This window comes from Streptomyces dengpaensis, from assembly GCF_002946835.1.
Lineage (GTDB): Bacteria > Actinomycetota > Actinomycetes > Streptomycetales > Streptomycetaceae > Streptomyces > Streptomyces dengpaensis.
The window spans coordinates 5,434,672-5,457,056 of the sequence record NZ_CP026652.1 but is presented as its reverse complement, the minus strand read 5'-3'; the positions used below and the strand labels follow the sequence as shown (position 1 = coordinate 5,457,056).

Below are 22,385 nucleotides of genomic sequence, written 5' to 3'. Positions count from 1 at the left end.
CTTGCGGCCTTGCGGCGAGCGCTAGCGGGGCCGCATGGACCGCAGCTTCCCCCACACCACGAGCCGGTACTTGGACGAGTACTCGGGGGTGCAGGTGGTGAGCGTGATGTAGTACGCGGGCTCGCCGTACCCGTACGACGGCCGCACCCCGCTGCGCGGCACGCTGCGGATGACCCCACCGTCCCCCGCCGAGGTCTGCGGAAGGGTCTTGTCGACGGCGTACGTGTAGACCGCGCCCTTGGTCTCCACCGTGATCGTGTCGCCGCGCCGGAGCCGGTTGATGTACCGGAAGGGTTCACCGTGGGTGTTCCGGTGCCCGGCGACCGCGAAGTTCCCTGCCTGGCCCGGCTGTTGGGTGCCCTGGTAATGACCGACGTACCCCTTGTTGAGGACGCTCGGCTTGCTGATGCCCTCGGCGACGGGGACGCGGAGGGAGAGGCGGGGGATGGTGAGGATGGCGTAGGCCTGGGAGAGGTCGGGGCGGGCGCGCGGCGTGCCGGTGGTGTCGGTAGTGCCGGTGGTTTCGCCCTGCCGCCGCTGACCGGTGGGGCTCGAAGCCTCCCGCCCGTCAGAGCCATCCGAACTCCCAGCGCTCTCTTCGCCGTTCACCCCCTCCGCCACCGACGGACTCCCCCACTCACGCTCCAGCGCCAGCACCTTGCGCTCGGCGTTGTGCTGGGCCTGCCGGTTGGTCCACCACAACTGGTGCACGACGAGGAGCAGCAGCACCACCCCGACGGTGACCAGCGCCTCGGCCCCGCTCCACACCGCACGCCGGTACGCGGCCCGCCGCCGCCGAGTGCCATGGTGCACGATCCCCGGAGCCCGCATCCGTACGCCTCCTTCGCCGGGCGCACGATAAGGGCCACCGCTTCAGGTCACCAGCCCCGTACACGCCCGTACGCAGCCGAGGGGACTGGAACTGGGCGCCCCTCACCCCTCTGGCCTGCAGGTCTCTCTCCTTACCGCCCCGGCGGCAGTACGGTGTCCCCCATGCGCCCCGACACGCCTGCCGAGCACGTCGACCACAACGCCGAAGCAGCACGCCTGGAGCGGACTGCCGGCCTCTACCCCGAGGACGCCGAGGCCCTGCTGCTGCAGGCCGCGGCCCACCTGGAACTGTCCGGCGACCGCCCCGCCGCGACGACCCTCTACGACCGCCTGCTGTCCTCACCCGACAGCCTGGAGAACCCCCACCTGGTACGGGCCCTGAAGGCGTCGAACCTCTGGGAGTACGGCCACGAGGCGGAGGCCGGGGCGATCATCGAAGGCATCCGGGGCGCATCCCCGCGCGACCCGGCCCCCTGGGTGATCGTGGCGGAGGCCCTGGAGTCCCACGACGAACTGGAACAGGCGCAGGAAACCTTCACCGAGGCCGCAACCCTCCTCCTGACGGACGCACCCGAGCCCCCCTACGCCACCCGCCCCCTCCTCTTCGGCCGCCACCGGGTCCGCCGCATGCTGGGCGCACCCCACGACGCCTGGGACACCCTGGCGGACACCCTCCACTCATCCCCCATCTCCCTGGACGAACTCCACGACCCGAAGAGGGTCTGGTCCCTGGGCTCGGACAACCCGGCAGAACTCCAGGCGGAAATCACCCGCCTACGAGCAGAGCTGGGCACATACAGGGAGGCGCTCTCCCGCCCGTTTCCGGTGGCGGTCCTGCACTGGCCGGCAGAGGAACTGACGGAGCTGGTAGCGGCGTACCCGTCGCTGTCCTCGGAGTACCCGTCCCACGAGACCCACCTGTCGACGATAGAGGCATCCCTCCGGGAACTGTCCGCCTCCGGCACCCCAAACCTCGGCATCGTGACAGGCACGGTCCCGTCCTACGAAGCCTTCGCCGCCTCGGAGGCATCGTCCCCGGCCGACGCCACCTTGCTACCGCAGTACGCGACGACGCTGGCGGCGCGGGGGCGGGCGGTCACCTGGCCGCCGCAGCGGGGGGCGGCTTGTTGGTGTGGGGCGAGGCGGGTTTATGGGGAGTGTCACGGTACGGAGGCCTGAACACCGCGAGCGGGCGGCTGCCTGAAAAAGATCATCTTTCGGCACAAGACCTTCGATTGTCAGTGGCTGCTGTTAGAACTGATCCCTATAGGCACGAGAAATCGTGCGGGGAGAACCCACGCTGGATCGAAGGGGAGCGGCAGTGGCGGAATCGGGGGACTTGGCGCAGCCGGTCGCGGGAGTCTACGAACAGCTCATCACCGAGGGCCTGCACAATCGGATGGGGGAGCTCGAAGCCGCAGGCTGGAAAGCCATCGACGCAGAGGTCAGCGCGGAGTCCTCACCACACGTGCTGGCACGCCACGTCGGCGAGGCCGTCGGGCGACGGTTGAGTCAACTGCCGCCCGACAAGCGCGTGGCCGTCGCTAACCAGATCATGCAGTCGCTGGCCACCAGTGCCCCCGATCCGGATGTCGACGATGTCGTCGGCACCATCGCAGACGGCCCTCGGCAGCTGCTGGCGCTCGCCGAACAGGAAGCGCCTGGCGTCCACGCGATTCGGCCCCTCACGCCCCTCTCCGAAACCGCGTTGATCACCAACGCTCCGGACGATCCCAGCCTGGGCGCGGAGTTGAGGGCGGAGCTCGCCACGGCAGACCGCATCGACCTGCTGTGCGCGTTCGTGAAGTGGTACGGCATACGGGTCCTTGAGGACTCCCTACGCGCGGCGAAGAAGCGCGGCGTTCCGATCCGCGTCATCACGACCACCTACATCGGCGCCACCGATCGATATGCCTTGGACCGCCTGGTCCGCGAGTTCGGCGCCGAGGTCAAGGTCAACTACGAGATCCGGTCGACGCGCCTGCATGCGAAGGCCTGGTTGTTCCGGCGCAACACCGGCTTCGACACGGCTTACGTGGGCAGTTCCAACCTGTCGAAGGCTGCGCTCCTCGACGGTCTGGAGTGGAACGTACGGCTGTCGGCCGTCGCCACCCCCAGGGTGCTCGAAAAGTTCGAGGCGACGTTTGACTCGTACTGGGACGACGCGGCTTTCGAGCCGTACGACCCCGACGATGACGGAGATCGCCTCGCCGACGCACTCGCCCAGGCGGGAGGCAACGGAGCGAGCAATGAGCTCAAAATCAATCTCTCCGGGCTTGAAGTGCATCCTTTCCCGCATCAGCGGGACATGCTGGAGCGCCTCCGTGTCGAGCGAGAGATACGCGGCCATCACGAGAACCTCCTCGTCGCAGCGACCGGGACCGGCAAGACCGTCATGGCGGCCCTGGATTACCGCAGCCTGCGTGATCGGCGCGGCGGCGAGCTCCCTCGCCTGCTCTTCGTGGCACACCGCAAGGAGATCCTGAAGCAGTCCTTGCGGACCTATCGCGAGGTACTCGACGACGCGTCCTTCGGCGAACTGCTCTACAACGGCGAGGAGCCTCGCGATTGGACACATGTCTTTGCCAGCGTCCAGTCCCTCAAGCTGCAACAGCTGGAACAGCTCGATCCAGGCCACTTCAACGTCATCGTCATCGACGAGTTCCACCACGCCACAGCAGATACGTATCGGCAAGTCATCAGGCACTTCAAACCCTCCGAGTTGCTCGGCCTCACCGCTACCCCGGAGAGGATGGACGGGTACAACGTCCAGGACGAGTTCTTCGGGGGCCGCATCGCTGCCGAGATGCGGCTGTGGGAAGCCCTTGAGAATGACCTGCTGTGCCCTTTCCACTACTTCGGAATCCCGGACGGCACGGATCTATCCCAGCTCAAATGGCGTGCAGGCTCCTACGACCGGGACCAACTCGGCAATCTCTACACGGCCAGCCACGCACGGGCTCGTATCGTCATCAAGCAGGTGAAGGACAAGATCTCCAACCCGGGTGCCATGCGCGCCTTGGGCTTCTGCGTGACCAAAGCTCACGCGCACTTCATGGCCGACCGCTTCCGAGACGCAGGGTTCCTGGCAGCAGCGCTCGACAGTGAATCGAGCCCTGCAGAGCGCGAACGAACGTTGGATGACCTCGAGGCCGGCAGGATCCAGGTGATCTTCTCCGTCGACCTGTTCAACGAAGGCCTGGACATCCCCGACGTAGACACGCTGATTCTCCTACGCCCCACGAACAGTGCGACGGTATTCCTCCAGCAGTTGGGGCGCGGGCTGCGTCGTACGCCTAACAAGCCGGTGCTGACCGTGCTCGACTTCATCGGTACGCACCGGGCGGAGTTTCGCTTCGAGGAGCAGTTCCGCGCGCTGACCAACCTCTCCCGCAATCGCCTGGTCGACAGCATCGAGCGTGACTTCCCGCAACTTCCCTCCGGCTGCCAGATCATTCTGGAGGGCAAGTCCAAGGACCTCGTCCTCGACAACATCCGTACGCAGCTCAGCGCCACCATCAACACGATAGCGAAAGAGGTCAGGGACTACAGGACGCCCAAGCTCGCGGCTTACCTGCACGAGAGCAGGCGGGACATCAAGGAGCTCTACAAGGGCGACAACTCGTGGACGAAGGTCTTGCGCAAAGCAGGGGTCATCAAGGAATCCCCGATGTTGGGCGAAGCGGAGCTCCTCAAGCGCGTCCACGCCTTTCTGCATGTGGACGATCCTGAGCGAGCCCAGGCTTATCTGCGGCTCCTGGCTGACGACGCCCCTGATTACGATTCCCTGGCCCCGACCGAGCAGGCATACGCCCGCATGCTCTTCTTCAACCTGTGGGACAAGGCGGGCGGCTTCTCCAGCTACCGGGATGGCCTGGAATCACTCCGCGCGCAACGCATGGTCCGAGAGGAACTGCAGCAGGTTCTGGCGTACGTCCTCGACCGGACCGACCACTTCCCCATCCCTCTGGACGGACCGCTCGGCCACCTCCCGCTGAAGATCCACAGCGCCTACAACCGCTCCGAGGCGCTCTCTGCCCTCGGAGTGGCGCACCTGGGTGGGCAGATGCCCGGGGTCTTCAGCCAAGGAGTGAGCTGGATCGAGGAGATCATGACCGACGCCCTCCTTATCACCTTGGAGAAGAACGAGAGGGATTTCTCCCCCAGCGTCCGCTACAAGGACTTTGCCATCAGCCCCACCCGCTTCCACTGGGAGTCGCAGAGCAACACTCCCGAAAACTCCCCGACCGGCCTTCGCTACCAACGGCACGCAGAGCAAGGCAGCAACATCCTGCTGTTCCTGCGCCGCTACAAGCGAAACGTCATTGGCAAGTCCGAGCCCTGGATATTCCTGGGCCCTGCGAAGTACGTGAAGCACACCGGCAGCAAGCCGATGGCGATCACCTGGGACTTGGAGCAAGAACTCCCCGCCGATGTGTGGTCGTACTCGGCAGCCATCACGGCAGGATGAGTTCGCCCGTACGTGTAGGGCACCTCGGGTCTCCGCCTCGAAGTGCGTCTGAGCTCGGTCGAGCACCTCGACCGCGCCACGACCATGTTCCCGGAGTCAATGCAGGAGGTCGGTGATGTCGGCGACGGCCCGTGGTGACGCTCGTTACCCTGACTCCCATGATTCGCGCAGTGGTCTTCGACGTCGGTGAATGTCTGGTGGACGAGACCCGTGAGTACGGGACTTGGGCCGACTGGCTGGGCGTGCCTCGGCAGACGTTTCACGCGATGTTCGGCGCTGTCATTGCCCAAGGCCGGGACTACCGCGAGACGTTTCAGGAGTTCCGGCCGGGCTTCGATCTCTATGAGGAGCGCGAGAAGCGGGCTGCTGCCGGGCAGGCTGAGACGTTTGGAGAGGACGACCTATATGAGGACGTCCGGCCGGCTCTCACCGAGCTGCGGGCCGATGGGCTGTGGCTCGGAATCGCGGGAAATCAGACAGTGCGAGCTGGACGCGTCCTCCGGTCGCTCTTCTCCGATGACGTCGATCTGATCGGCACGTCGGACGACTGGGGTGCCAGTAAGCCCGACCCGGAGTTCTTCAAGCGCGTCGCCGACGCGGTGCCCTTCAGGAGCGACGAGATCCTCTACGTCGGGGACCGCTGCGACAACGACATCCGACCTGCCATCGAGGCCGGGATGCATACCGCGCTCGTACGCCGCGGTCCGTGGGCCACGATTCAGTGGAGCTCCCCCGAGGCTCGGGAGCTGCCGACCTTTCGTGTCGGCAGCCTCCTCGAACTGTCCGGGCTCATCATTGACTTCAACGGCTCAGGGCGCTGACGGTCGTCGACCACCCATAGAGTCGGTCGTCGAGATCTCGTACGCAGCGCTCGTGCTGGTGCGGCGCGAGGGCACGTCGCACCTCGCGGACACGGTCCATGCCCGTGGCGTACCACGTAAGGGCCAGTTGATCGAGCGCCCTCCCCGCGTACTCACACGCTTGCTTCGGGTTCCCGGAAGCGGCCTCGACAGCGGCCAGGTCGCCGAGCACGACGCTGCGCTGTTTGTCCTCCGTCGTCGGCATGTCGTCGAGTACGCCCAGCAAGGTGGCGCGTGCTTGAGGAAGGTGTCCGGCGATCAGCTGCGTGTTGCCCTTGAACGCCGCCAATCGGGCCGGGGAGAACCAGTCCATCCACACAGGCGAGGGATGCTCGTTACCGGTGGCGAGGACATCCTCGGCGTGTCCGATCAGGTGCAGCGCGGTACGAGTGTTGCCGCACCGCGTCTCACACTCCGCTTCGACGGCGTCGAGCCAGGCAATGAACTCGGCGGAGGCGGGTGCGCGGCGGGCATACGTGCGTGCCGCGGTCACTCGCTCCAGCGCCGCTTCGTGGTCGCCCGCCCAGCCCGGGAGGAACGCCATGTGAGCGATGATCGCCGAGCCGAGCAGCGGGTCGTCGGCTTCGCCCGCAGCTTGGAGAGCCAACAGAAGTGTGTCGCTCGCGTTGCTCGGTTCACGGCGGTCGAAGAAGTCGATTCGCCCGGCTAGGAGGTACGACTCGGCAAGCGCGGTGGCGACTGTCCGACGAGTGGAACCCGTCGTCTCCGGTAGCAGTGCGCATCCCAGTGTCGCGTGGGCGAGTACGGCAGGATGGAGCTTGGCGGGAGCGACGGACCAGTAGAGCCGACGGTGCGACCGCGTCACAGCCTCGAAGTCCGACCCCACGGTGGCTGGTTGCTGCGCCATAGCGACAGCATGACCAGGTACGGCCGCGAGCCCGACGGCAGCCGCACCGCCTGCCACGAGGGCGCGGCGGATGCTGTCGGGCTGCGTGCCATCGGACCCCCAAGGAGGGGTAAAGCCGAGCGACTCCAGGCTCTGGCCCAGCAAGTGGGCCAGTACGCGCTGGCAGTCCGGTTGCGGCCACGGAGGACTGTCCGACTCCCAGCGCCGGACCTGACGTACGCCGATCGACAACCCGCGAATGCCGATCTGTTTGGCGGCTTTGGACAGGGCATCGGCCAAGTCCTGTTGGGAATTGAAGCCCGCGGCCACGCGAGCTGCCTTCAATCGGACGTTGCCTGTGGGACGGGACATGAATAGGCACCTCCTCGAAGAGACTGCGCTGCCTGCCCACACTAAGTCCGATGTACAGCCCCTCGTCGCCCATAGGCGCCAAAAAAGCCCTTCCAATGTCCCATTGAAGGCCCTTTGAAGTCCTCGAATGGGATGAGGGATGCGTGCAAGCTAACCCTCACCAGCCGACCACTGATGACGAGAGGTGTACGCCATGGACGCAGCGCAGCAAGCACCGGAGAAGGCAGTTGCAGAGTGGCTCACAAGGGAGCACCCCGTGCCGTCTCAGGTATGGGCGGAATGGGCCTCGTACGGCGTCGCGTTGCTGCCTCTCGGGAAGCGGTTCGCCGCGGTCCGGATGACCGTGGATGTCGTCCACGCTGCGGTGGATTCTGACGACTTGGTCAAAGTGGCTGCGGTTCTCGACGAGTTACTCGGTGGCCCCGTCGTCTTTGACCGTCGAGTCGTCGGTGTGACGTACTACGCCCTGATCCAGTGGAGTTCCTGTCTCATCTGGGGCCACGACGAGATCGCGCCCTGCCTTGGGCAGGGCATCTACCTAGGGGTTCCGCGTCTTGACCGCCGTAAGCCACCCGGCACGTACTGGGTGGTGGCGCCGCGGTATCCCGGCGATCTGTGCACACCAGAAGCTGTGGCCGCCTTGGTTGAGGCCGGCCGACGGCGGCTCGTTCAGTCCGCGGAGTTGTGACTACGCGGCAGCGAAGCTGTCGCGCCGTAGAAGCGGGTAGCGGCTGGACTTCGCTTACCGGGTACCCAAGGCCGCCCGGATTCCCCCAGTGTGGCGGTTCCGGAGTGAGCGTCAAGAGCGCCCTTCGGGCGTCGGCTGCGCCGATTCCGCTTCGCTTCACTCTTGACTCTCACCCCTCCACCGCGGGGTGCTCTTGGCCGGGCGGCCCGAAGGGGGGCGGCGGGGGAAGCGGGATGGGTGCTTCTCGACGCTGCCGGGTGTCGGGGGTTTGCGGCATCGGAGACGCGCTCGGCTGTCCGCGCACGCCGGGTTGGCTTGGCGGCAGTCGGCTCGTGGGTAGGCGCGGTCACCTGTCGGTTGCGTGGCCGGGGCTTGGCGGCTGACGGTCCGGGGTTGGCCAGCCTCCGGAGGGAGACGGTTGGGGTGGAGTTCCCCGTTCCGGGATAGATCATTCGGATGGTTGAAATGCGGCATTGAGCTGGGCGTATCACTCTCCGTGAGCGATAATGGGGGAGTCGGACCGCTGAGTGATGGGTGAGGTTCGGCGCTCTCATGGGGGACGGGGGTGAGCGCGATGGCTGTTGCGGTGGAGTCCGAGGTTGATGTGCCGTCCGGGGTGACGGATGAGTGGGTCGCCGAATTGCGGGAGTGCGCGCCTTCGGTGGAGACCGTGGGGCTGCTGGTCGAGTTGGCTGGTGAGGGGCTTTCGGCGCGAGGGCGGATTGATGCCCTGGGCGCGTTCGAGCGGCACATCGCTTGGCTGCAGGGGCTGCAGGTCGAGTTGTTGGCGGCCATTGGGGAGTATGTGGAGTCCGGGTCGGATGCTGCTTCTGTTGGTGAGGACTTCGATACTCGGCAGTTGCGGGAGTGGGACTCCACGAGTGATGAAGTCGCTTGTGCGTTGCGGCTGGCCAGTGACACCGGTTCGCGGAGGCTCGTTGTGGCCCAGCAGTTGTGCTCGCGGTATCCGGCGACTCTGGCGCTGCTCAAGAGCGGGGACATCTCCTATCTGCAGGCACAGGCGATGACGGAGTTGTGTGCGGTCCTTGAGCCGGCGACGGCCGGGCAGGTTGAGGCCGTCATGCTCACGAAGATGCCGGCACTGGCTGTGGGACAGACACGGGCCGCGCTGCGTAGGCAGATCCACAAGGCCGATCCGGACGGAGCTGAGGAGCGTCATCGGCGGCGGAAGCAGGATCGGGAGACGGTCTGCTATCCACAAGACGACGGGATGGCTCTGTTCGGCGCCGTGTTGCCTGCTCAGCAGGCTGCGCAGATGGAGCAGGCCGTCGATGCGCACGCGGCCACCTTCGACAACGACGGGCGGACCCTGGCGCAGAAGCGTGCCGATGCGTTGTACGACCTTGTCGTCAATCGGGCTGGTGCGGTGGCGGATTGTGGCGTTCCGGCGCGTGGGCGGGCTTCCGCCGTCGTACAGGTCACCGTGCCCCTCGATGTTCTGGTCGGCGCCGATGACGGGCCCGCTGACCTGAAGGGGTACGGGCCGATCACTGCGGGGCAGGCCCGTGAGATCGCGTTTGCGCCGGGGACCATCTGGCGGCGGCTCATCACGGATCCTGGCAGCGGGCTGCTCGTGAAGGCCGATCCGACGACCTACAGGCCGACGGCCGATGCCGAGCGGCAGGTGATTGCCCGCGATCAGTACTGCGCGTTTCCCAGTTGCCGTATGCCTGCCCATCGTTGCGATGTCGATCACGTACGACCGTTTGATCACGAGCGTCCCGAGGCGGGCGGGCTGACGGTTCCGGAGAATCTGCAGCCGTTGTGTCGGCGCCATCATCGGCTGAAGACACACCATCCGGGATGGAAGGTGGCGCGGGATCCGCGTACGGGGATTGCCCGTTGGACCAGCCCGACGGGGCACACGTACAGCAATGCGCCGCCCGTCTATCGGGAGTGAGGGGTGTGGTTGCCATTCGCCGCCTGATCAGCGATGCGTGAAGTGTGCGCTGGACGAATGCAGGGCTCTCGTGCGCGTCCCTAAGAGCGCGAAAGAGGCCGTGATCACTGTGGGCGGCGGCGAGGCCTGGCGCTCCTTCGTGCGGGCTTTCAAGAACCAGCCGTCCTGGAGCAGGCACGCGCAGGATGACCACTTGTAGGGCACACCCCGTAGAACACAGGACATCGAGGAGCACGATCGTGAGCGCTCAACACTCGGAAACACCGGTTCATGCGTCATTGCCGCTGAGGACCATCGGCGATATTCGAGCTGCCCTACGTTCCGGGCACGGTTTCCCCGGCGACCGGGAGTCCTTCGAAGCGGATCTTCAGCGGGCGCTGGAGACATCGTCGGCGACAGACCTGAACGCGGTGGCTGCGGTGATCGTCGACTACCGCGGCAGGATCCGCCTCTACCAGGACCCCGGCTTCGACATCGCAGTGCAGGAAGGCATTGACCTCACGGCACGTCTGAAGCAGGAGAACCAGGACCAGTGAGCGGTGTGATCGCGGTTGTGACCACGTAGCCGCCCAGCGGGCGAAAGGGCTCGGCGCCGAGCAGGCCCTGGAGGTACTGCGGCAGGAGCTGGAGCAGGTGCCTCGGCTCGGGGTGCTGCTAGGCGTAGATCTGGTCCATGCTGTCCCCAGAGATGTCGGTGCGGGCGCTTGATCTCGCGGTTGATCCGTTCCAGCGGGTTGGTGGGCTGGATCTTCTTCCAGTGTCGGTCCGGGAAGCCGGCGAAGGCGGTCAGGTCGTCCTTGGCCTCGATCAGCATCTGCTTGACCATGGGGAAGTGTGGGCCGAGCATGTCGGCGACGTGTCCAGGTCGAAACGGACCGCCTGGGCGGTGGGCCAGTCGAGACCAGTTCAGTCGGACGTTGGGCGCACGATCAGGCAGACGAACCCCAAGACGTCCCGGTAGACGCGCAGCCATTCGTTGCGGTGGGTAGTGGCTACGCCGAGCGCATGGGAACTGTCCGGATCGGCGGGGTGGTCCAAAGCCCATGCGGCCAGCGACCCCGTCCAGGCCCACTCGTAGTCGTCAAGCTCCTGGCGTGTGCTGATGTGCCCGTAAACGGGTGTCCACCCATCAGCAATGACGCGGTCCATAGTGGTCGGCAGGTCGATGACGTCCCCGAACATCTCAACGGCCTCGGGGGAGGGCTCGCTCGCCCAGAATCCGTCACCGATCAGGACGCGTCCCCCGGGAGCCAGGTGCTTGCGTGCCGCCGTCAGGGTGGCCAGCAGGCCACCGAAGGCGTGCGTGGCCCCGACGCTGAACACCAGGTCGAACGCGTGGGAGGCGGCGAAGCCTGCGGCGTCCTCGTGGTGGAGGACGAGGCGCTCGTGAACGCCGAGGATGCGCCCGGCCTTACGAGCATGCGCCAACGAGCTCTCAGAGATATCGACGCCCTCGGCCCGCAACTGCGGATGCATGGTCAGGGCACGCAGGAGCCACTCTCCGCCGCCACAGCCGAGGTCGAGTACGCGCTCGTCGCCGCGTGGGATGGCACGTTCCAGTAGTCGGCGCACCGAGTCGTCGTCGAGCGGGGCCGCAATCGGATGATCCGCATGGGCAAGCCGAGAGATCTCTTCACGGTTCACCGCCGGAGCCTGACACGGCCAGAGACTGCACGCACCTGCTTTTCTTCCAGAGGCGGGACGCTGCGCAGGCAGCCACCGATCCGCAGGTATTGACCATTGCTCAGGCTGGGGCGGGGCCACGGGTGGAGGGGGAGCTCCCCGTTCGCCCGCCGTCGTGTCGAAGGCGGGCAGGAGGCTATCGGGTGCCTTGCGCGGCGTCGTCCTGCGGTAGGCCGTGACTCCCGGGGCGTACCTGCTCGTGACCTTGCGGACGGCGGGGCTCGGGTCTTTGAGGTGTGCGTTGGAGGGCTGTGACGGCCGTGGGCTCGGAGTGAGCGAATTGCCTGCCAGTTCGGCGGCCGTCATGCGGACCTTGGGGGCAGGGTCGGTGGTCAGGCGGGGGTCAGCCGGGCCAGGACTGGAGTGCGTCGGAGGTGCAGGTCTCGACCTTGCAGCGTCGCAGGACAGGGCGGGGAGGGCCCTGATTCACACCTGGGTGCAGTGCTCGTGCTCAGGTACTCAGGCTGTGTGTGGCAGTCGACCGTCGGCCATCGGGTAGCCGATTTCCTCGGCCGCTTCGATGGCGTCCTTGATCGACGCCGACGCGTTGAGCCTCGTGATCAGCGAAGCGTCGAGAGGGCGTAGGGCGTACAGGTCGCGTACGGCCTCGATGTCGATCGTCCTCTCGTAGTAGTCCTCTGCGAAGGAGTGGTAGGCCTCGGGGGTCGGGGACAGCAGGAGCTCGAAGAGGTAGTTCGAGCCGTCGGGGTCCTCGTGTCCTTCGGGGAAGGCGATCTCCCCCGCCTTCCAGGTGTCGTCCTCCAGCTCTCGCCACAGGCATACCGTCACCACGGGAGTTCCCTGCTCGTCCACGAACGCCGGTTCCTGGACGTAGTGCTGGAAGATCTTTGGTACCGAGTCCAGGACGCCCGGCCACGGTTCCGGGACGTCGTGGTGGCGGTACGGGGTTAGGGGGGACTCGTGGTCGAAGCCGCGGATGTACGCGCCGGTGGGGGCGAAGACTATGTCGTACTCGTCGCCGGAGCCGTTGCGCATCGAGGCCAGTTCCTCGGTCTCCGACCAGGTGGAGTTGAACGAGAAGTAGCGCTCGCCGTCGGGGTTCAGGATCGCCTCCGCCATGGCCAGCGAGCGGCAAAGACTCTTCAGAGACTCAATGGCAGGTAGGGCTCTGGCTACTTCTTGAACTGTCATGCGGACATTCTGGAGGAGACCGCCGTCGGCAACGAGACCCGCGAGATGGCCGCGGCGGCTCTCCCCGGATCTCGTAGAGGTGCTGGCCGAGGTCATCTCAGTAGCACCTGTCGAGAGCCTCGACGAGGCTGCGGAGTTCGCGCGCTCGCCGTCGGGACATCGCCAGCATCACTGTTTCGAGATACTCGCGGGCCTGCCATGGGTCGCCGCAACAGGCCCACTCTGTGCAGCCGCCGCTGTCGTAGTCCCACAGGCGTCGATTCGGCTGGTGGACGAAGCTTCTCCAGCGCACCATGGCTTCCCCGATCGAGCCGGGCCACAGGCGCTGCTTCTGATGCTCGATCCGTCGAACTTCAGCAAGTGCTGCTGCGGACAGACCGTGGATGGTCGTGATGTCGTCGTGCGTCCGAGGCCGGCGCGGAAGCTCGGCACGGACGCGGCCGGGCCGTTTACGCGGCATAGGCCTTTCTGGTGATCGTCATGCTGGTCATCTTCCCACCAGCGGGCGTCATCCGACCAGACAGGGGCCGACCGAGTGCCGCTGATAGCCGGGAGCAGCCCCGCGTGATGCCAGAGCGGCGCGAACGCGCTCCGGACACCGGCGAGTTGCCGAGGCGCTCTGGGAACTCCCCTCCAGGACAACACGTTGAACGGGCGATCAAGAGCCCGCTGCCACCGCACGCGTGCCGTGGGTCCGCCAGGACGACGAGAAGGGAATCGGCATATGGACGACATCTTCGGGGAGATCATCGAGGAGATCGCGGAGGAGACGGCCGAAGAGGTCGGCGGCGAGGTCCTAGAAGAGGTTGTGGAAGGACTCTTCGACTGACAAGGCCTCCCAGGGGTGCGGCGCCGACACGACCGGCGCCGCAATCCGCTCGGACGAAGGTGGTGTCGCGGCAGGGGGGTTGGGCCACCGTCGAGGGCGTTCGCGAACGGCGGGCGTCCTGGGCTGAGTCGCGGCGCATGGGCCGCCCGTGATCTTGTGTGCGAAGCCTTCGGTGCGGTACAGTCGATCTTGAGCGCGGCACCCAAGTGCGGGTGACACGCGATGCGTTGGTGGTCCAAGGAAAGACGCCCCGCTTCCTGCGGGGAAATGCAGGTGCAAGGCCTGCCCGGCGCTCTGAAAGGACCCCGTCCCTGGTCTGCCAGGGGCGGGGTTCTCTGCGTGTGCGGGCCATGACGTCTTCCAGTCCGCCCCCCAGGCCGCCACCCAGGCTGCTCGAGCGAGGCGTTTGCGGCGAACGGACGGGGTGCGAGGACTTGTTGACCGGGGTGCGTGAAGCCGTCCGTCGGCACCCTTGCTAGTGAAGCGCCCTGACCGCTGGGGCCATCCGATGACCGGCCCCGGAGTCGCGGGCGGCCCCAAGGCCCCAACGCCTCGCCGGCCCACATCCGTTGTGGAGCGCAGGTCAGCGCGGGATCAGTGAACCGTCTCCCGTGACCGTCAGGTGTGCCTGGTGGCCGCCCGGCGAGCAGTTGCGGCCGTTGGGATAGATGAGTTGCGGCGTGACACTGATGGGGCGGTCGAGCACGGTGGCGCCCTGCTGGTTCGTGAACACCAGCGTGACGTGTATGGGCTTTCCTGGGAGGTCATCTACCACCGCGAAGCCAGGCCAGATAAAGGGCTCGGGGGTTTGAGGGGGGCTGACTGCCGGGTTTTCTGTGGCAGTCGGGGATTCCGTGGTCATCACCGGGTTCCCCGGGGTCAGCGGTTCTGGCGGTTCTTCCGACCAGGTCTCCCGAAGCTGGAGCGTGCGCTGCCGGCATATGCCGTCCCAGCAGGCCGTGAGGGTCGCGTCGGCCACCCTGTTCGCCAGTTCCGGGTCGACCTCGACCCGGAACCCTGAGGGTGCGTCCCTCAGGGTGCAGATATGGGTGTCCCCCACAAATCCCGCGCACCCGGTCAGCAGCGCCAGAGCCGCCAGGGGTATCGCCCGTCCGACCTTGTGGCTCACGCTGGCTCCTCGGCAACCCTCTGCGTCTTGATCACGGCGACTCATGCTGGCACGACAGCTGCACCACGCCGCTCGACTTGGCCCACTCGACTCCACACCGCCACATTTGATTCGCGGCGGGCGGTGATCGGCCCTGCCCTGCCCCGCGTTAGCCTCGGATCATTCGACACACTCACCAACAGAACAGACGCAGCAGCGGGAGGCAGTGATGGCGAAGGTTCCGTCCGCGGCGGTGGCCGCCAGTGGGCTCATCGGTGGGTACGGCGTGGCCCGCTGGACCAAGAAGCGGCAGCTGGGCGGCGTCGTACTCGCCGCCGCCGGGGCCGCGGCCGCGCAGCAGTGGAAGCAGCGGGCCGGAGGAAAGGCCGCCGGGGTCCTGTCCGCCGCGTACGTCGCCGCCTTCGCCGGGTCCCACCCGCTGGCCAAGAAGGTGGGCGCCTGGCCCGCCGTGTTCGGCGTCGCGGGAGCCGTCGCGCTCGCCTCCTGGGCGGTGGCCGACCGCCGGGGCTGAGGGGCGGCAGCGGCAGCGGGCGCCGATACGGCGGGTGCATGCCTTTGCCCGCCGCTGGCAGGTGACGGGGCTGCTCGCCGAGCTTCACGACCGGCTGTGCGACCGCGTCCGGGAGAAGGCGGGCCGCGCGGTGGACCCGACGGCCGCGATCGTGGACTCGCAGTCGGTGCGGGCAGCGGCGAACATCCCGCGTTCGACGTCCGGCCGGGACGGCGGGACGAAGGTGGGCGGACGCAAGCGGCACCTGGTGGTGGACTGCCTCGGCTTGGTCCTGGCCGTCGCGGTGACCGCGGCGAGCGTGCAGGACCCGGACGCCGCCGTGCCCCTGCCTGAGCGGCTGCGCGCGATGATTTTCTCCATCCGCCTGGTGTGGGCGGACGGCGGCTATGCCGGCAGCCTGGTCGGCTGGGCGGCCGAGAAGCTGCGCGGCCCGTCGCGGCACCAGTGACCGCGCCAGCGCGCTCTGCGCCGGCTCGGCGACTGCGGAAGGCGGCTCGGCCAGCACCTCGGCCACCGCATCCACCAGCCGCTGAAGAGCGCGTTCCGCCTCGCCGAGCGCAGCAACTCACCTGTGACCGCCCGTTGTTGACTCCTCCTCGCTCGGCTGGCAGGGCCTTACGGCGCCCCGAATCTTGACCTATGATCACGTCGCCAACCGGCCCCTGGCCGCCCGCCTGGAGGTCGCGCCCACGACCGTCAGCCTCATGGTCGGCGAGCTGAGCGGGAAGGGAATCCTGGAACGGCGGGAGGATCCGACCGACCGGCGGCGCCGCATCGTGAGCATCACCGATGCCAAACGGCCGTCCATCTCAGCGTGGTTGTCGCGCGGAGCCACCTCCTGGCGCCGTGCGCTGGAACCGCTGACCCCCGATCAGCGGCAGCTGGTCATCGACACCCTGCGCGCCTACGAGGCTGCCGCGGCCGGACCCGAAGCCGCCGCCGATTCCCCTCCGGAACCCTGAAACGCCCGCCGATACGCATACGGACTCGTCCCCACCACCCGCTTGAACCGCTCCCGGAACGCCGTCGGTGAGCCGAAGCCCGCCTGGGTCGCGATGCGTTCGACCGGATACGTGGTGGTCTCCAGGAGGTATTGGGCGCGCCGCACCCGCGCCCGGTGCAGCCACTGGAGGGGCGTCGTGCCGGTCTGTTCGCGGAAGCGGCGGTTGAGCGTACGGGTGCTCATGCCGGCGTGGGTGGCGATGTCCTCCAGGGTCAGGTCGTCGGCCGCGTTCTCCTCCAGCCAGGCGAGGAGGGGCTCCATGGTGGTCCCGGCCGGTACCGGTGGCTGGTCGTGGACGATGAACTGGGCCTGGCCGCCCTCTCGTTCGAGGGGCATGACGGACATCCGCGCGGTATGCGCGGCCACCGCCGAACCATGGTCCTTGCGGATCATGTGCAGGCACATGTCCATGGCCGCCGCCGCGCCCGCCGACGTCAGGAACTGGCCGTTGTCGACGTAGAGGACGTTCGGGTCGACGGTCACGGCCGGGTACATGGCCGCCAGGTCCTGGGCCGCGATCCAGTGGGTGGTCGCGCGCAGCCCGTCCAGCAGGCCGGTGGCGGCGAAGACGAAGGCGCCGACGCAGATCGAGGCGATCCGGGTGCCGTTCGCGGCCGCCGCGCGCACCGCCTCCGCGACGCCCGGCGGGAGCGGGACGGTCGGATCGGCGACGCCGGGCAGGATGATCGTGTCGGCCCCGGCCAGCGCCTCCAGGCCGTACGGGGCGCGCAGCGCGAACGGGCCCGCGTTCACCTCCTCGTCCGCCGAGGCCGAACAGACCCGGATCCGGTACGCCGCCCGGCCGTCCGGCAGCCGGGCCCAGCCGAAGGTGTCGATCGGGGCGGAGAGGTCGAACGGGATGACCTGGTCGAGCGCCAGTACGGCCACGGTGTGCATGGCTAGAGGGTAGGGGTGCGACGGGTTACGGTCAGCCCGTCAGCCGCTTCCAAGTCCCGGTGCCTCCAAGACATCCCGGTGACGCCATATGGCCACCCGCCCAAAGAGACCAGCAGCGAGAACCGTGGCGAGACCAGTGGCGAGACCAGTGGCGAGAATCCGTTGCCCCCTGGCAAAACCGCCACTTCTGCAAGATCCGCGGCTCCCCCTACCGTCACCCCGTGACCAAGTTCCTCCTCGCCGTCCACGTCATCGCCGCGATCGTCGCCATCGGGCCGGTCACGGTCGCCGCGAGCATGTTCCCGCCCACCGCGCGCAAGGTCCTCGCCGCAGCGGACGATGCGGACGCCCTCGCGACCACCCGGCTGCTGCACCGCATCTGCCGGGTGTACGCCACGATCGGTGTCGTCGTCCCCGTCTTCGGGTTCGCCACGGCGAGCACCATGGGTGTGCTCGGAGACACCTGGCTGATCGTCTCGATCGCGCTGACCGCGCTCGCGGCCGTGGTCCTCGCCGCGCTCGTGCTGCCCCGGCAGAGCGCGATCCTGGAGGGGACGGGAGACCACGCGGCCACCGTTCAACTCGCCATGTTCACCGGGATCTTCAACCTCCTCTGGGCCACCGTCACCATCCTCATGATCGTTCGCCCGGGCTCCACCACTGGGGCCTAGCGTCCCGGGACGGGGCTCCTCCCGGAACAGGGCTCCTCCCGAATGCGGGGCTTAGGATCCAGCCCATGTACGCACAGCAACAGCAGTCCGCGCCGGGGAACTACCTGGCCTTCGTGGAGCGCCAGTTGACGGCCGACGGATGTGCCACGCGATGGGAGGACTGGGCCGGGGTGCCCGTCCTGGTGGGGCGGCGGGCCGACTTCCGGATGCGCTGGATGGCGACCAGGCTGCACCTGTTCACGGTGGCCGCGGCGGTCCCGGAGATAACCGTCCCCACCATCTCGGCCTTCACCGACCAGGTCATGAAGTACGCCAAGGACACCAAGGGCGGCCTCCCCGTCGGCATGCAGAACGGAGTCGGCGCCTTTCCCGTGCTGGTCAGCGACCGGGCCGATCCGGCCGCCGTACGGTGGGCCGAGGAGCAGCAGCGCATCAAGTTCGCCTGCATGACCCGGCCGGTCGTGGTCGACAGCGCGCGCAACTACGTGGGGATGTACCGCGGCAAGCCGGCCCTCGGGCGCGTCTACGCCTCGTACTTCATCGAGAAGGGTTCGCGGTACTTCTACGGTCAGTGAGCCCCCAGGGGCGGCGGCCCCCTCCCGCCCCTACCCCGCACGTCACCAGCGGTGGGCCGGCATGAGGTCCTCGTCCGCCCAGTCCGCCCAGTCCGCCCTGAACTGCCGTACCACGGCTGTCACGACGAGCACCCCGGCCGCCGCCAGCAGCGTGAAGAATGCCCACGCCAAGGGCCACGCGTCCGCGAACCCGTCCGGTGGCCCGGGGTGTGTGCGCAGGGATACGTACAGCAACGCCGCCGGCGGTGCCGCCACCAGCAGCAACGGCCAGGCCAGCGCGTCCCGGTGGCCGAAGTAGGCGGCCAGGAGCAGCAGCGCGACGGCGAGGAGGACGACGCCGACGCCGGTCAGCGGGGTCGTCTCAAGGGTCGAGTCCTCTGTCTCGGGGCGGTTGCGCAGGTCCCAGGGGAGACAGAGGAGGTACGCCGTCGCGGAGAGGGCGGCGCCGAGCACGCGGGTCAGCCAGCGTTCCGGCCAAGCGCGTTCGCAAGGGGCGGAGCAGCTTCTCGGTCATGCGTACGAGGGTTCCCGCCCGGGCGGCGGACCGACAGAGTACGCGTACTCAGGTCCACATACTCAGCTCCGCGTACTCAGCCACGTACACAGCCCGGTACACAGCCGTGCCCGAAGCGCCGCCGGGCGCCGCCCCCCAGCCGCCCGCAGTCCCAGCCGCTCCCCATCCCCAGCAATCCCCAGCAATCCCCAACCGCCCCAGCCGCCCCCGCCGTCACCCCGCCGACGAGGACGACGCCGACGACGCGGCCGCCCCGCCCGGCGCCACCGACAGTGGCGTCGCGATGTCCTCCAGGGACCGTCGCTCGGCGTTCACCGCGAGGAACACGGCGACCAGGCCCGCCGCGCACATCAGGCCCGCGCCGATCTGGAAGGCGAGCACCGTGTCGCCGACCACACCGGACGAGGTGAGGTCGGCGAAGATCAGCGGCCCGCTGATGCCGCCGGCGGCGGTTCCGAGCGCGTAGAAGAAGGCGATGGCCATCGCCCGGGTCTCCATCGGGAAGACCTCCGAGACGGTCAGGTACGCGCTGGAGGCGCCCGCCGACGCGAAGAACAGCACGACGCACCAGCAGGCCGTCATCGTCACCGCGCTCAGCGAACCCCGGTCGAAGAGCCACGCGGTGCCGAAGAGCAGCACACCCGAGATCAGATAGGTCGAGGAGATCATCACCCGGCGGCCGACCGTGTCGAAGAGCTTGCCGAGCAGCAGGGGGCCGAGGAAGTTGCCGGCGGCGATGACGGCGAAGTAGTAACCGGTGCCGTCGGTGGGCACGTCGAAGAACGTGGTGAGGATGGCGCCGAAGCCGAAGGTGATCGCGTTGTAGAGGAAGGCCTGGCCGATGAAGAGGGCGAGGCCGAGCACGGCCCGTTTCGGATAGCGCCCGAAGACGGTCCTGGCGATGAGCCCGAAGCCGATGCTCTTGCGCTGCTGGATGGTGATCTCGCCCGCCGGGGGCGGCAGGGGCTCGCCCTTCTCCTGCTCGATCTCCCGCTCGACGGACGCGACGAGGCCTTCCGCCTCCTCACCCCGCCCATGAATGAACTGCCATCGCGGGCTCTCCGGCACTTGGCGCCTGACCAGCAGGATCACCAGTCCGAGGAGCACTCCGAGGGCGAAGGTGAGCCGCCAGCCGAGGTCCTTGGGGAAGATGTCCGTGTTCAGCATGACGATCGACAGCAGCGCGCCGCCGACCGCGCCCAGCCAGTAACTGCCGTTGATGATCAGGTCGACCCGGCCGCGGTACTGGGCGGGGATGAGCTCGTCGATCGCCGAGTTGATGGCCGCGTACTCACCGCCGATGCCGAAGCCGGTGAGGAACCGGAAGGTGAAGAACCACCAGGTGTCGAAGGACAGCGCGGTCAGCGCCGTCGCCGAGAGGTAGACGGCGAGGGTCACCATGAAGAGTCTTTTGCGGCCGTAGCGGTCGGTCAGCCAGCCGAAGAAGAGGGCACCCGCACAGGCACCCGCCACATAGAGCGCCGCCGCGGTACCGGTGACCTGGGCCGAGGAGATCGGCAGTCCGCTGCCCTCCTCGGAGAGCCGGCCGGCGATATTGCCGACCGTGGTGACCTCCAGACCGTCCAGGATCCAGACGGTTCCCAGGCCGATCACGATCATCCAGTGCCAGCGGGACCACGGCAGCCGGTCCAGACGGGCGGGTACGTCCGTCGTGACGGTTCCGGTGGCGGCGGGTACGGACTCCGGCGAGGCTGCTGCGGCCATGGACACGTCTCCCTTGAGCGAACCGGACCCTGCCCGGGTTTCCCCGCAGGGAGAGGGCAGGCCCTCAGCGTTCCCCCACCGGGAGCAACCAGCCTTCCGGCGTTCCCCCACCAGGAGCAGCCGGCCGCCCAGCGTTCCCCCACCCGGAGCAACCAGGCCCCGGCCTCCCGCCGCCGGGGGCGGCTACGCGCCGAACGCCCGCGACACGACGTAGATCAGCAGTCCGGCCAGCGAGCCCACCACCGTGCCGTTGATCCGGATGAACTGCAGGTCGCGGCCGATGTGCGCCTCGATCTTCCGGGTCGTGTGCTCGGCGTCCCAGCCCGCGACGGTGTCCGTGATGAGGGAGGTGATCTCCTTGCGGTACGTCGTCACGACGTACACCGCCGCGCCCTCGACCCAGCTGTCGACCTTGGCCTGGAGCTTGGGGTCCTGCGCCATCCGGGCCCCCAGGGACAGCAGCGAGGCCCGTACGCGCAGCCGCAGCTCGCTGCGCTCGTCCTCGGCGGCCGCCACGATCATCGACCGTACGGCCGTCCAGGCGGAGGCGATCAGCTCCTGGACCTCGCCGCGGCCGAGGACATCGACCTTCAGCCGCTCGACGCGGGCGCGTGTGTCGGTGTCGGACTGGAGGTCGCCCGCGAAGTCGGTGAGGAAGCGGTCGAGGGCGCCGCGGGCCGGGTGGGAGGGGGCGTCGCGCATCTCGGTGACGAAGCGGAGCAGCTCCTTGTACACGCGCTCGCCGACCTTCCTGTCGACGTAGCGGGGGGTCCAGCCGGGGGCGCCGCCCTGCACCGCGTCCAAGATCTCGTCGTCGTGCAGCACGAGCCAGTCGTGCGCACGCGCGACGATCAGGTCGACGACCCGCTTGTGGCCGCCGTCCGCGACGATCTTCTCCAGCATCTTGCCTATGCCGGGCGCGATCTCCTGGGCGTCCGCGCGACGCGTGATCGCCTCCCCGACCACCGCCTGCACGTCGGAGTCGCGCAGCACCGTCAGGGCGCCCCGCAGGGCGGCGGCCAGCTCGGCCGTCACGCGGTCCGCGTGCTCCGGTTCGGCGAGCCAGGCGCCCAGCCGGCTGCCGATGCCGACGGCGCGCAGCCGCTGTCGTACGACCTCCTCGGAGAGGAAGTTCTCCCCGACGAACTCGCCCAGCGAGATGCCCAGCTGGTCCTTCTTGGTGGGGATGATCGCGGTGTGCGGGATGGGCAGGCCGAGCGGGCGGCGGAAGAGGGCCGTGACCGCGAACCAGTCGGCCAACGCGCCGACCATGCCCGCCTCGGCGGCCGCGGCGACATAGCCCGCCCAAGGGCCGGCGCCCTCGTGGGCCCCCCACTTGGCGAGGACATACACCAGTGCGACGAAGAGCAGCAGACCGGTCGCCGTCGCCTTCATACGGCGGACACCGCGGCGCTTCTCCTCGTCGGCGGGGCTGAAGGCCGTCATCGCCCGGCTGTGCGGACCGGGGGCGGTCGCCGCGAGGTTCGCGGCGGCGCCCTGCCGGGTATCCCGCTCTACGTCGCTTGTTTCATCCCACTTCGTGCGTTCCATCCACTCCACCCGTTCGGTGACCCCGCTGTGCGCTCCGTACACATTGTCCCTTCCTGACCGACTCCTGGAACGGATCAGGAGTTCCCGGCGTCTGTTCGGACGGGGAATAGGCCACGAGGACCCGTTAGGGGTGCTGTCACTGCTCCTCCAACCCA

General features: G+C 67.9%; 21 protein-coding genes and 1 pseudogene. 11 read left to right on the top strand and 11 right to left on the bottom strand.

What is annotated here, in order from left to right:
* Positions 1-21: 21 nt before the first annotated feature.
* On the bottom strand, positions 22-831 hold the full coding sequence (locus C4B68_RS25325; protein WP_099505330.1) for a class E sortase: 810 nt from the start codon (positions 829-831) through the stop codon (positions 22-24).
* Positions 832-993: 162 nt separating this feature from the next.
* On the opposite strand from C4B68_RS25325, the gene C4B68_RS25320 reads away from it, so the two are divergent.
* From C4B68_RS25320 to C4B68_RS25310, 3 genes are all read left to right on the top strand, one after another.
* Positions 994-2,010 (top strand): hypothetical protein, encoded by a 1,017-nt coding sequence (locus tag C4B68_RS25320; RefSeq protein WP_099505329.1) that lies wholly within the window; start codon positions 994-996, stop codon positions 2,008-2,010.
* Between the two features lie 220 nt (positions 2,011-2,230).
* Positions 2,231-5,302, top strand: a complete 3,072-nt coding sequence (locus C4B68_RS25315; protein ID WP_167459325.1) for a DEAD/DEAH box helicase — start codon at positions 2,231-2,233, stop codon at positions 5,300-5,302.
* 158 nt (positions 5,303-5,460) lie between these two features.
* A complete protein-coding gene (locus C4B68_RS25310; RefSeq protein ID WP_099505345.1) occupies positions 5,461-6,123 on the top strand; it encodes an HAD family hydrolase in 663 nt (220 codons plus the stop codon).
* Here C4B68_RS25310 and C4B68_RS25305 read toward each other — a convergent pair.
* Positions 6,104-7,381: an NsdA family TPR-like regulatory protein gene (locus C4B68_RS25305; RefSeq protein ID WP_099505328.1), complete on the bottom strand. Its 1,278-nt coding sequence runs from the start codon at positions 7,379-7,381 to the stop codon at positions 6,104-6,106. The two genes, C4B68_RS25310 and C4B68_RS25305, sit on opposite strands and share 20 nt — an antisense overlap.
* A 193-nt stretch (positions 7,382-7,574) precedes the next feature.
* Here C4B68_RS25305 and C4B68_RS25300 point away from each other — a divergent pair, with 193 nt between their 5' ends.
* The 3 genes from C4B68_RS25300 (at position 7,575) to C4B68_RS25290 (ending at position 10,526) form a co-directional block, all read left to right on the top strand.
* On the top strand, positions 7,575-8,069 hold the full coding sequence (locus C4B68_RS25300; protein WP_099505344.1) for a hypothetical protein: 495 nt from the start codon (positions 7,575-7,577) through the stop codon (positions 8,067-8,069).
* Positions 8,070-8,643: 574 nt separating this feature from the next.
* Complete coding sequence (locus tag C4B68_RS25295; protein WP_099505327.1) at positions 8,644-9,990, top strand: HNH endonuclease signature motif containing protein; 1,347 nt, start codon at positions 8,644-8,646, stop codon at positions 9,988-9,990.
* Positions 9,991-10,229: 239 nt separating this feature from the next.
* Positions 10,230-10,526, top strand: coding sequence for a DUF6247 family protein (locus C4B68_RS25290; RefSeq protein ID WP_099505326.1), 297 nt, complete (start codon positions 10,230-10,232; stop codon positions 10,524-10,526).
* A 164-nt stretch (positions 10,527-10,690) separates the two neighbouring features.
* On the opposite strand, the pseudogene C4B68_RS25285 reads toward C4B68_RS25290, so the two are convergent.
* The 5 genes and pseudogenes from C4B68_RS25285 to C4B68_RS41410 form a co-directional block, all read right to left on the bottom strand.
* Positions 10,691-10,881: pseudogene (locus tag C4B68_RS25285) on the bottom strand (transposase); the annotation flags it as partial.
* 15 nt (positions 10,882-10,896) lie between these two features.
* Positions 10,897-11,634: an SAM-dependent methyltransferase gene (locus C4B68_RS25280; protein WP_099505325.1), complete on the bottom strand. Its 738-nt coding sequence runs from the start codon at positions 11,632-11,634 to the stop codon at positions 10,897-10,899.
* 498 nt (positions 11,635-12,132) lie between these two features.
* Positions 12,133-12,753 (bottom strand): hypothetical protein, encoded by a 621-nt coding sequence (locus C4B68_RS25275; RefSeq protein WP_240634464.1) that lies wholly within the window; start codon positions 12,751-12,753, stop codon positions 12,133-12,135.
* Positions 12,754-12,922: 169 nt separating this feature from the next.
* On the bottom strand, positions 12,923-13,285 hold the full coding sequence (locus C4B68_RS25270) for a DUF4442 domain-containing protein (protein WP_240634463.1): 363 nt from the start codon (positions 13,283-13,285) through the stop codon (positions 12,923-12,925).
* Between the two features lie 952 nt (positions 13,286-14,237).
* On the bottom strand, positions 14,238-14,783 hold the full coding sequence (locus C4B68_RS41410) for a hypothetical protein (RefSeq protein WP_143674444.1): 546 nt from the start codon (positions 14,781-14,783) through the stop codon (positions 14,238-14,240).
* Positions 14,784-14,991: 208 nt separating this feature from the next.
* On the opposite strand from C4B68_RS41410, the gene C4B68_RS25265 reads away from it, so the two are divergent.
* The 3 genes from C4B68_RS25265 (at position 14,992) to C4B68_RS25255 (ending at position 16,256) form a co-directional block, all read left to right on the top strand.
* Positions 14,992-15,294 (top strand): hypothetical protein, encoded by a 303-nt coding sequence (locus C4B68_RS25265; RefSeq protein ID WP_099505324.1) that lies wholly within the window; start codon positions 14,992-14,994, stop codon positions 15,292-15,294.
* A 34-nt stretch (positions 15,295-15,328) separates the two neighbouring features.
* On the top strand, positions 15,329-15,742 hold the full coding sequence (locus tag C4B68_RS25260) for a transposase (protein WP_167459161.1): 414 nt from the start codon (positions 15,329-15,331) through the stop codon (positions 15,740-15,742).
* A gap of 184 nt (positions 15,743-15,926) precedes the next feature.
* On the top strand, positions 15,927-16,256 hold the full coding sequence (locus C4B68_RS25255; protein ID WP_306511522.1) for a MarR family winged helix-turn-helix transcriptional regulator: 330 nt from the start codon (positions 15,927-15,929) through the stop codon (positions 16,254-16,256).
* Here the strand turns inward: C4B68_RS25255 and C4B68_RS25250 are convergent.
* Complete coding sequence (locus C4B68_RS25250; protein WP_099505322.1) at positions 16,199-17,194, bottom strand: GlxA family transcriptional regulator; 996 nt, start codon at positions 17,192-17,194, stop codon at positions 16,199-16,201. The two genes, C4B68_RS25255 and C4B68_RS25250, sit on opposite strands and share 58 nt — an antisense overlap.
* 221 nt (positions 17,195-17,415) lie before the next feature.
* Between C4B68_RS25250 and C4B68_RS25245 the strand changes: the two genes are divergently transcribed.
* Positions 17,416-17,865, top strand: coding sequence for a hypothetical protein (locus C4B68_RS25245; protein WP_099505321.1), 450 nt, complete (start codon positions 17,416-17,418; stop codon positions 17,863-17,865).
* A gap of 65 nt (positions 17,866-17,930) precedes the next feature.
* Positions 17,931-18,440, top strand: coding sequence for a levansucrase (locus tag C4B68_RS25240; protein ID WP_099505320.1), 510 nt, complete (start codon positions 17,931-17,933; stop codon positions 18,438-18,440).
* Between the two features lie 42 nt (positions 18,441-18,482).
* Here C4B68_RS25240 and C4B68_RS25235 read toward each other — a convergent pair whose 3' ends face one another.
* The 3 genes from C4B68_RS25235 to C4B68_RS25225 all read right to left on the bottom strand — a co-directional run bounded on the left by C4B68_RS25235 (position 18,483) and on the right by C4B68_RS25225 (position 22,230).
* The gene (locus tag C4B68_RS25235; protein ID WP_306511521.1) at positions 18,483-18,893 is read right to left on the bottom strand and encodes a hypothetical protein; all 411 of its coding nucleotides are present in this window, start codon (positions 18,891-18,893) and stop codon (positions 18,483-18,485) included.
* Between the two features lie 274 nt (positions 18,894-19,167).
* Positions 19,168-20,679, bottom strand: coding sequence for an MFS transporter (locus C4B68_RS25230; RefSeq protein ID WP_099505319.1), 1,512 nt, complete (start codon positions 20,677-20,679; stop codon positions 19,168-19,170).
* 183 nt (positions 20,680-20,862) lie between these two features.
* Positions 20,863-22,230 (bottom strand): DUF445 domain-containing protein, encoded by a 1,368-nt coding sequence (locus C4B68_RS25225; protein WP_099505340.1) that lies wholly within the window; start codon positions 22,228-22,230, stop codon positions 20,863-20,865.
* Between the last annotated feature and the right edge of the window lie 155 nt (positions 22,231-22,385).

Bases quoted from the DNA above. Each gene is read 5' to 3' on its own strand.
- C4B68_RS25315 (WP_167459325.1), top strand. From the start codon at position 2,231: ATGGGGGAGCTCGAAGCCGCAGGCTGGAAAGCCATCGACGCAGAGGTC.
- C4B68_RS25305 (WP_099505328.1), bottom strand. From the start codon at position 7,381: ATGTCCCGTCCCACAGGCAACGTCCGATTGAAGGCAGCTCGCGTGGCC.
- C4B68_RS25310 (WP_099505345.1), top strand. From the start codon at position 5,461: ATGATTCGCGCAGTGGTCTTCGACGTCGGTGAATGTCTGGTGGACGAG.
- C4B68_RS25240 (WP_099505320.1), top strand. From the start codon at position 17,931: ATGTACGCACAGCAACAGCAGTCCGCGCCGGGGAACTACCTGGCCTTC.
- C4B68_RS25270 (WP_240634463.1), bottom strand. From the start codon at position 13,285: ATGCCGCGTAAACGGCCCGGCCGCGTCCGTGCCGAGCTTCCGCGCCGG.
- C4B68_RS25295 (WP_099505327.1), top strand. From the start codon at position 8,644: ATGGCTGTTGCGGTGGAGTCCGAGGTTGATGTGCCGTCCGGGGTGACG.
- C4B68_RS25275 (WP_240634464.1), bottom strand. From the start codon at position 12,753: ATGGCGGAGGCGATCCTGAACCCCGACGGCGAGCGCTACTTCTCGTTC.
- C4B68_RS25265 (WP_099505324.1), top strand. From the start codon at position 14,992: ATGGCGAAGGTTCCGTCCGCGGCGGTGGCCGCCAGTGGGCTCATCGGT.
- C4B68_RS25320 (WP_099505329.1), top strand. From the start codon at position 994: ATGCGCCCCGACACGCCTGCCGAGCACGTCGACCACAACGCCGAAGCA.
- C4B68_RS25225 (WP_099505340.1), bottom strand. From the start codon at position 22,230: ATGGAACGCACGAAGTGGGATGAAACAAGCGACGTAGAGCGGGATACC.
- C4B68_RS25230 (WP_099505319.1), bottom strand. From the start codon at position 20,679: ATGGCCGCAGCAGCCTCGCCGGAGTCCGTACCCGCCGCCACCGGAACC.
- C4B68_RS25250 (WP_099505322.1), bottom strand. From the start codon at position 17,194: ATGCACACCGTGGCCGTACTGGCGCTCGACCAGGTCATCCCGTTCGAC.
- C4B68_RS25300 (WP_099505344.1), top strand. From the start codon at position 7,575: ATGGACGCAGCGCAGCAAGCACCGGAGAAGGCAGTTGCAGAGTGGCTC.
- C4B68_RS25325 (WP_099505330.1), bottom strand. From the start codon at position 831: ATGCGGGCTCCGGGGATCGTGCACCATGGCACTCGGCGGCGGCGGGCC.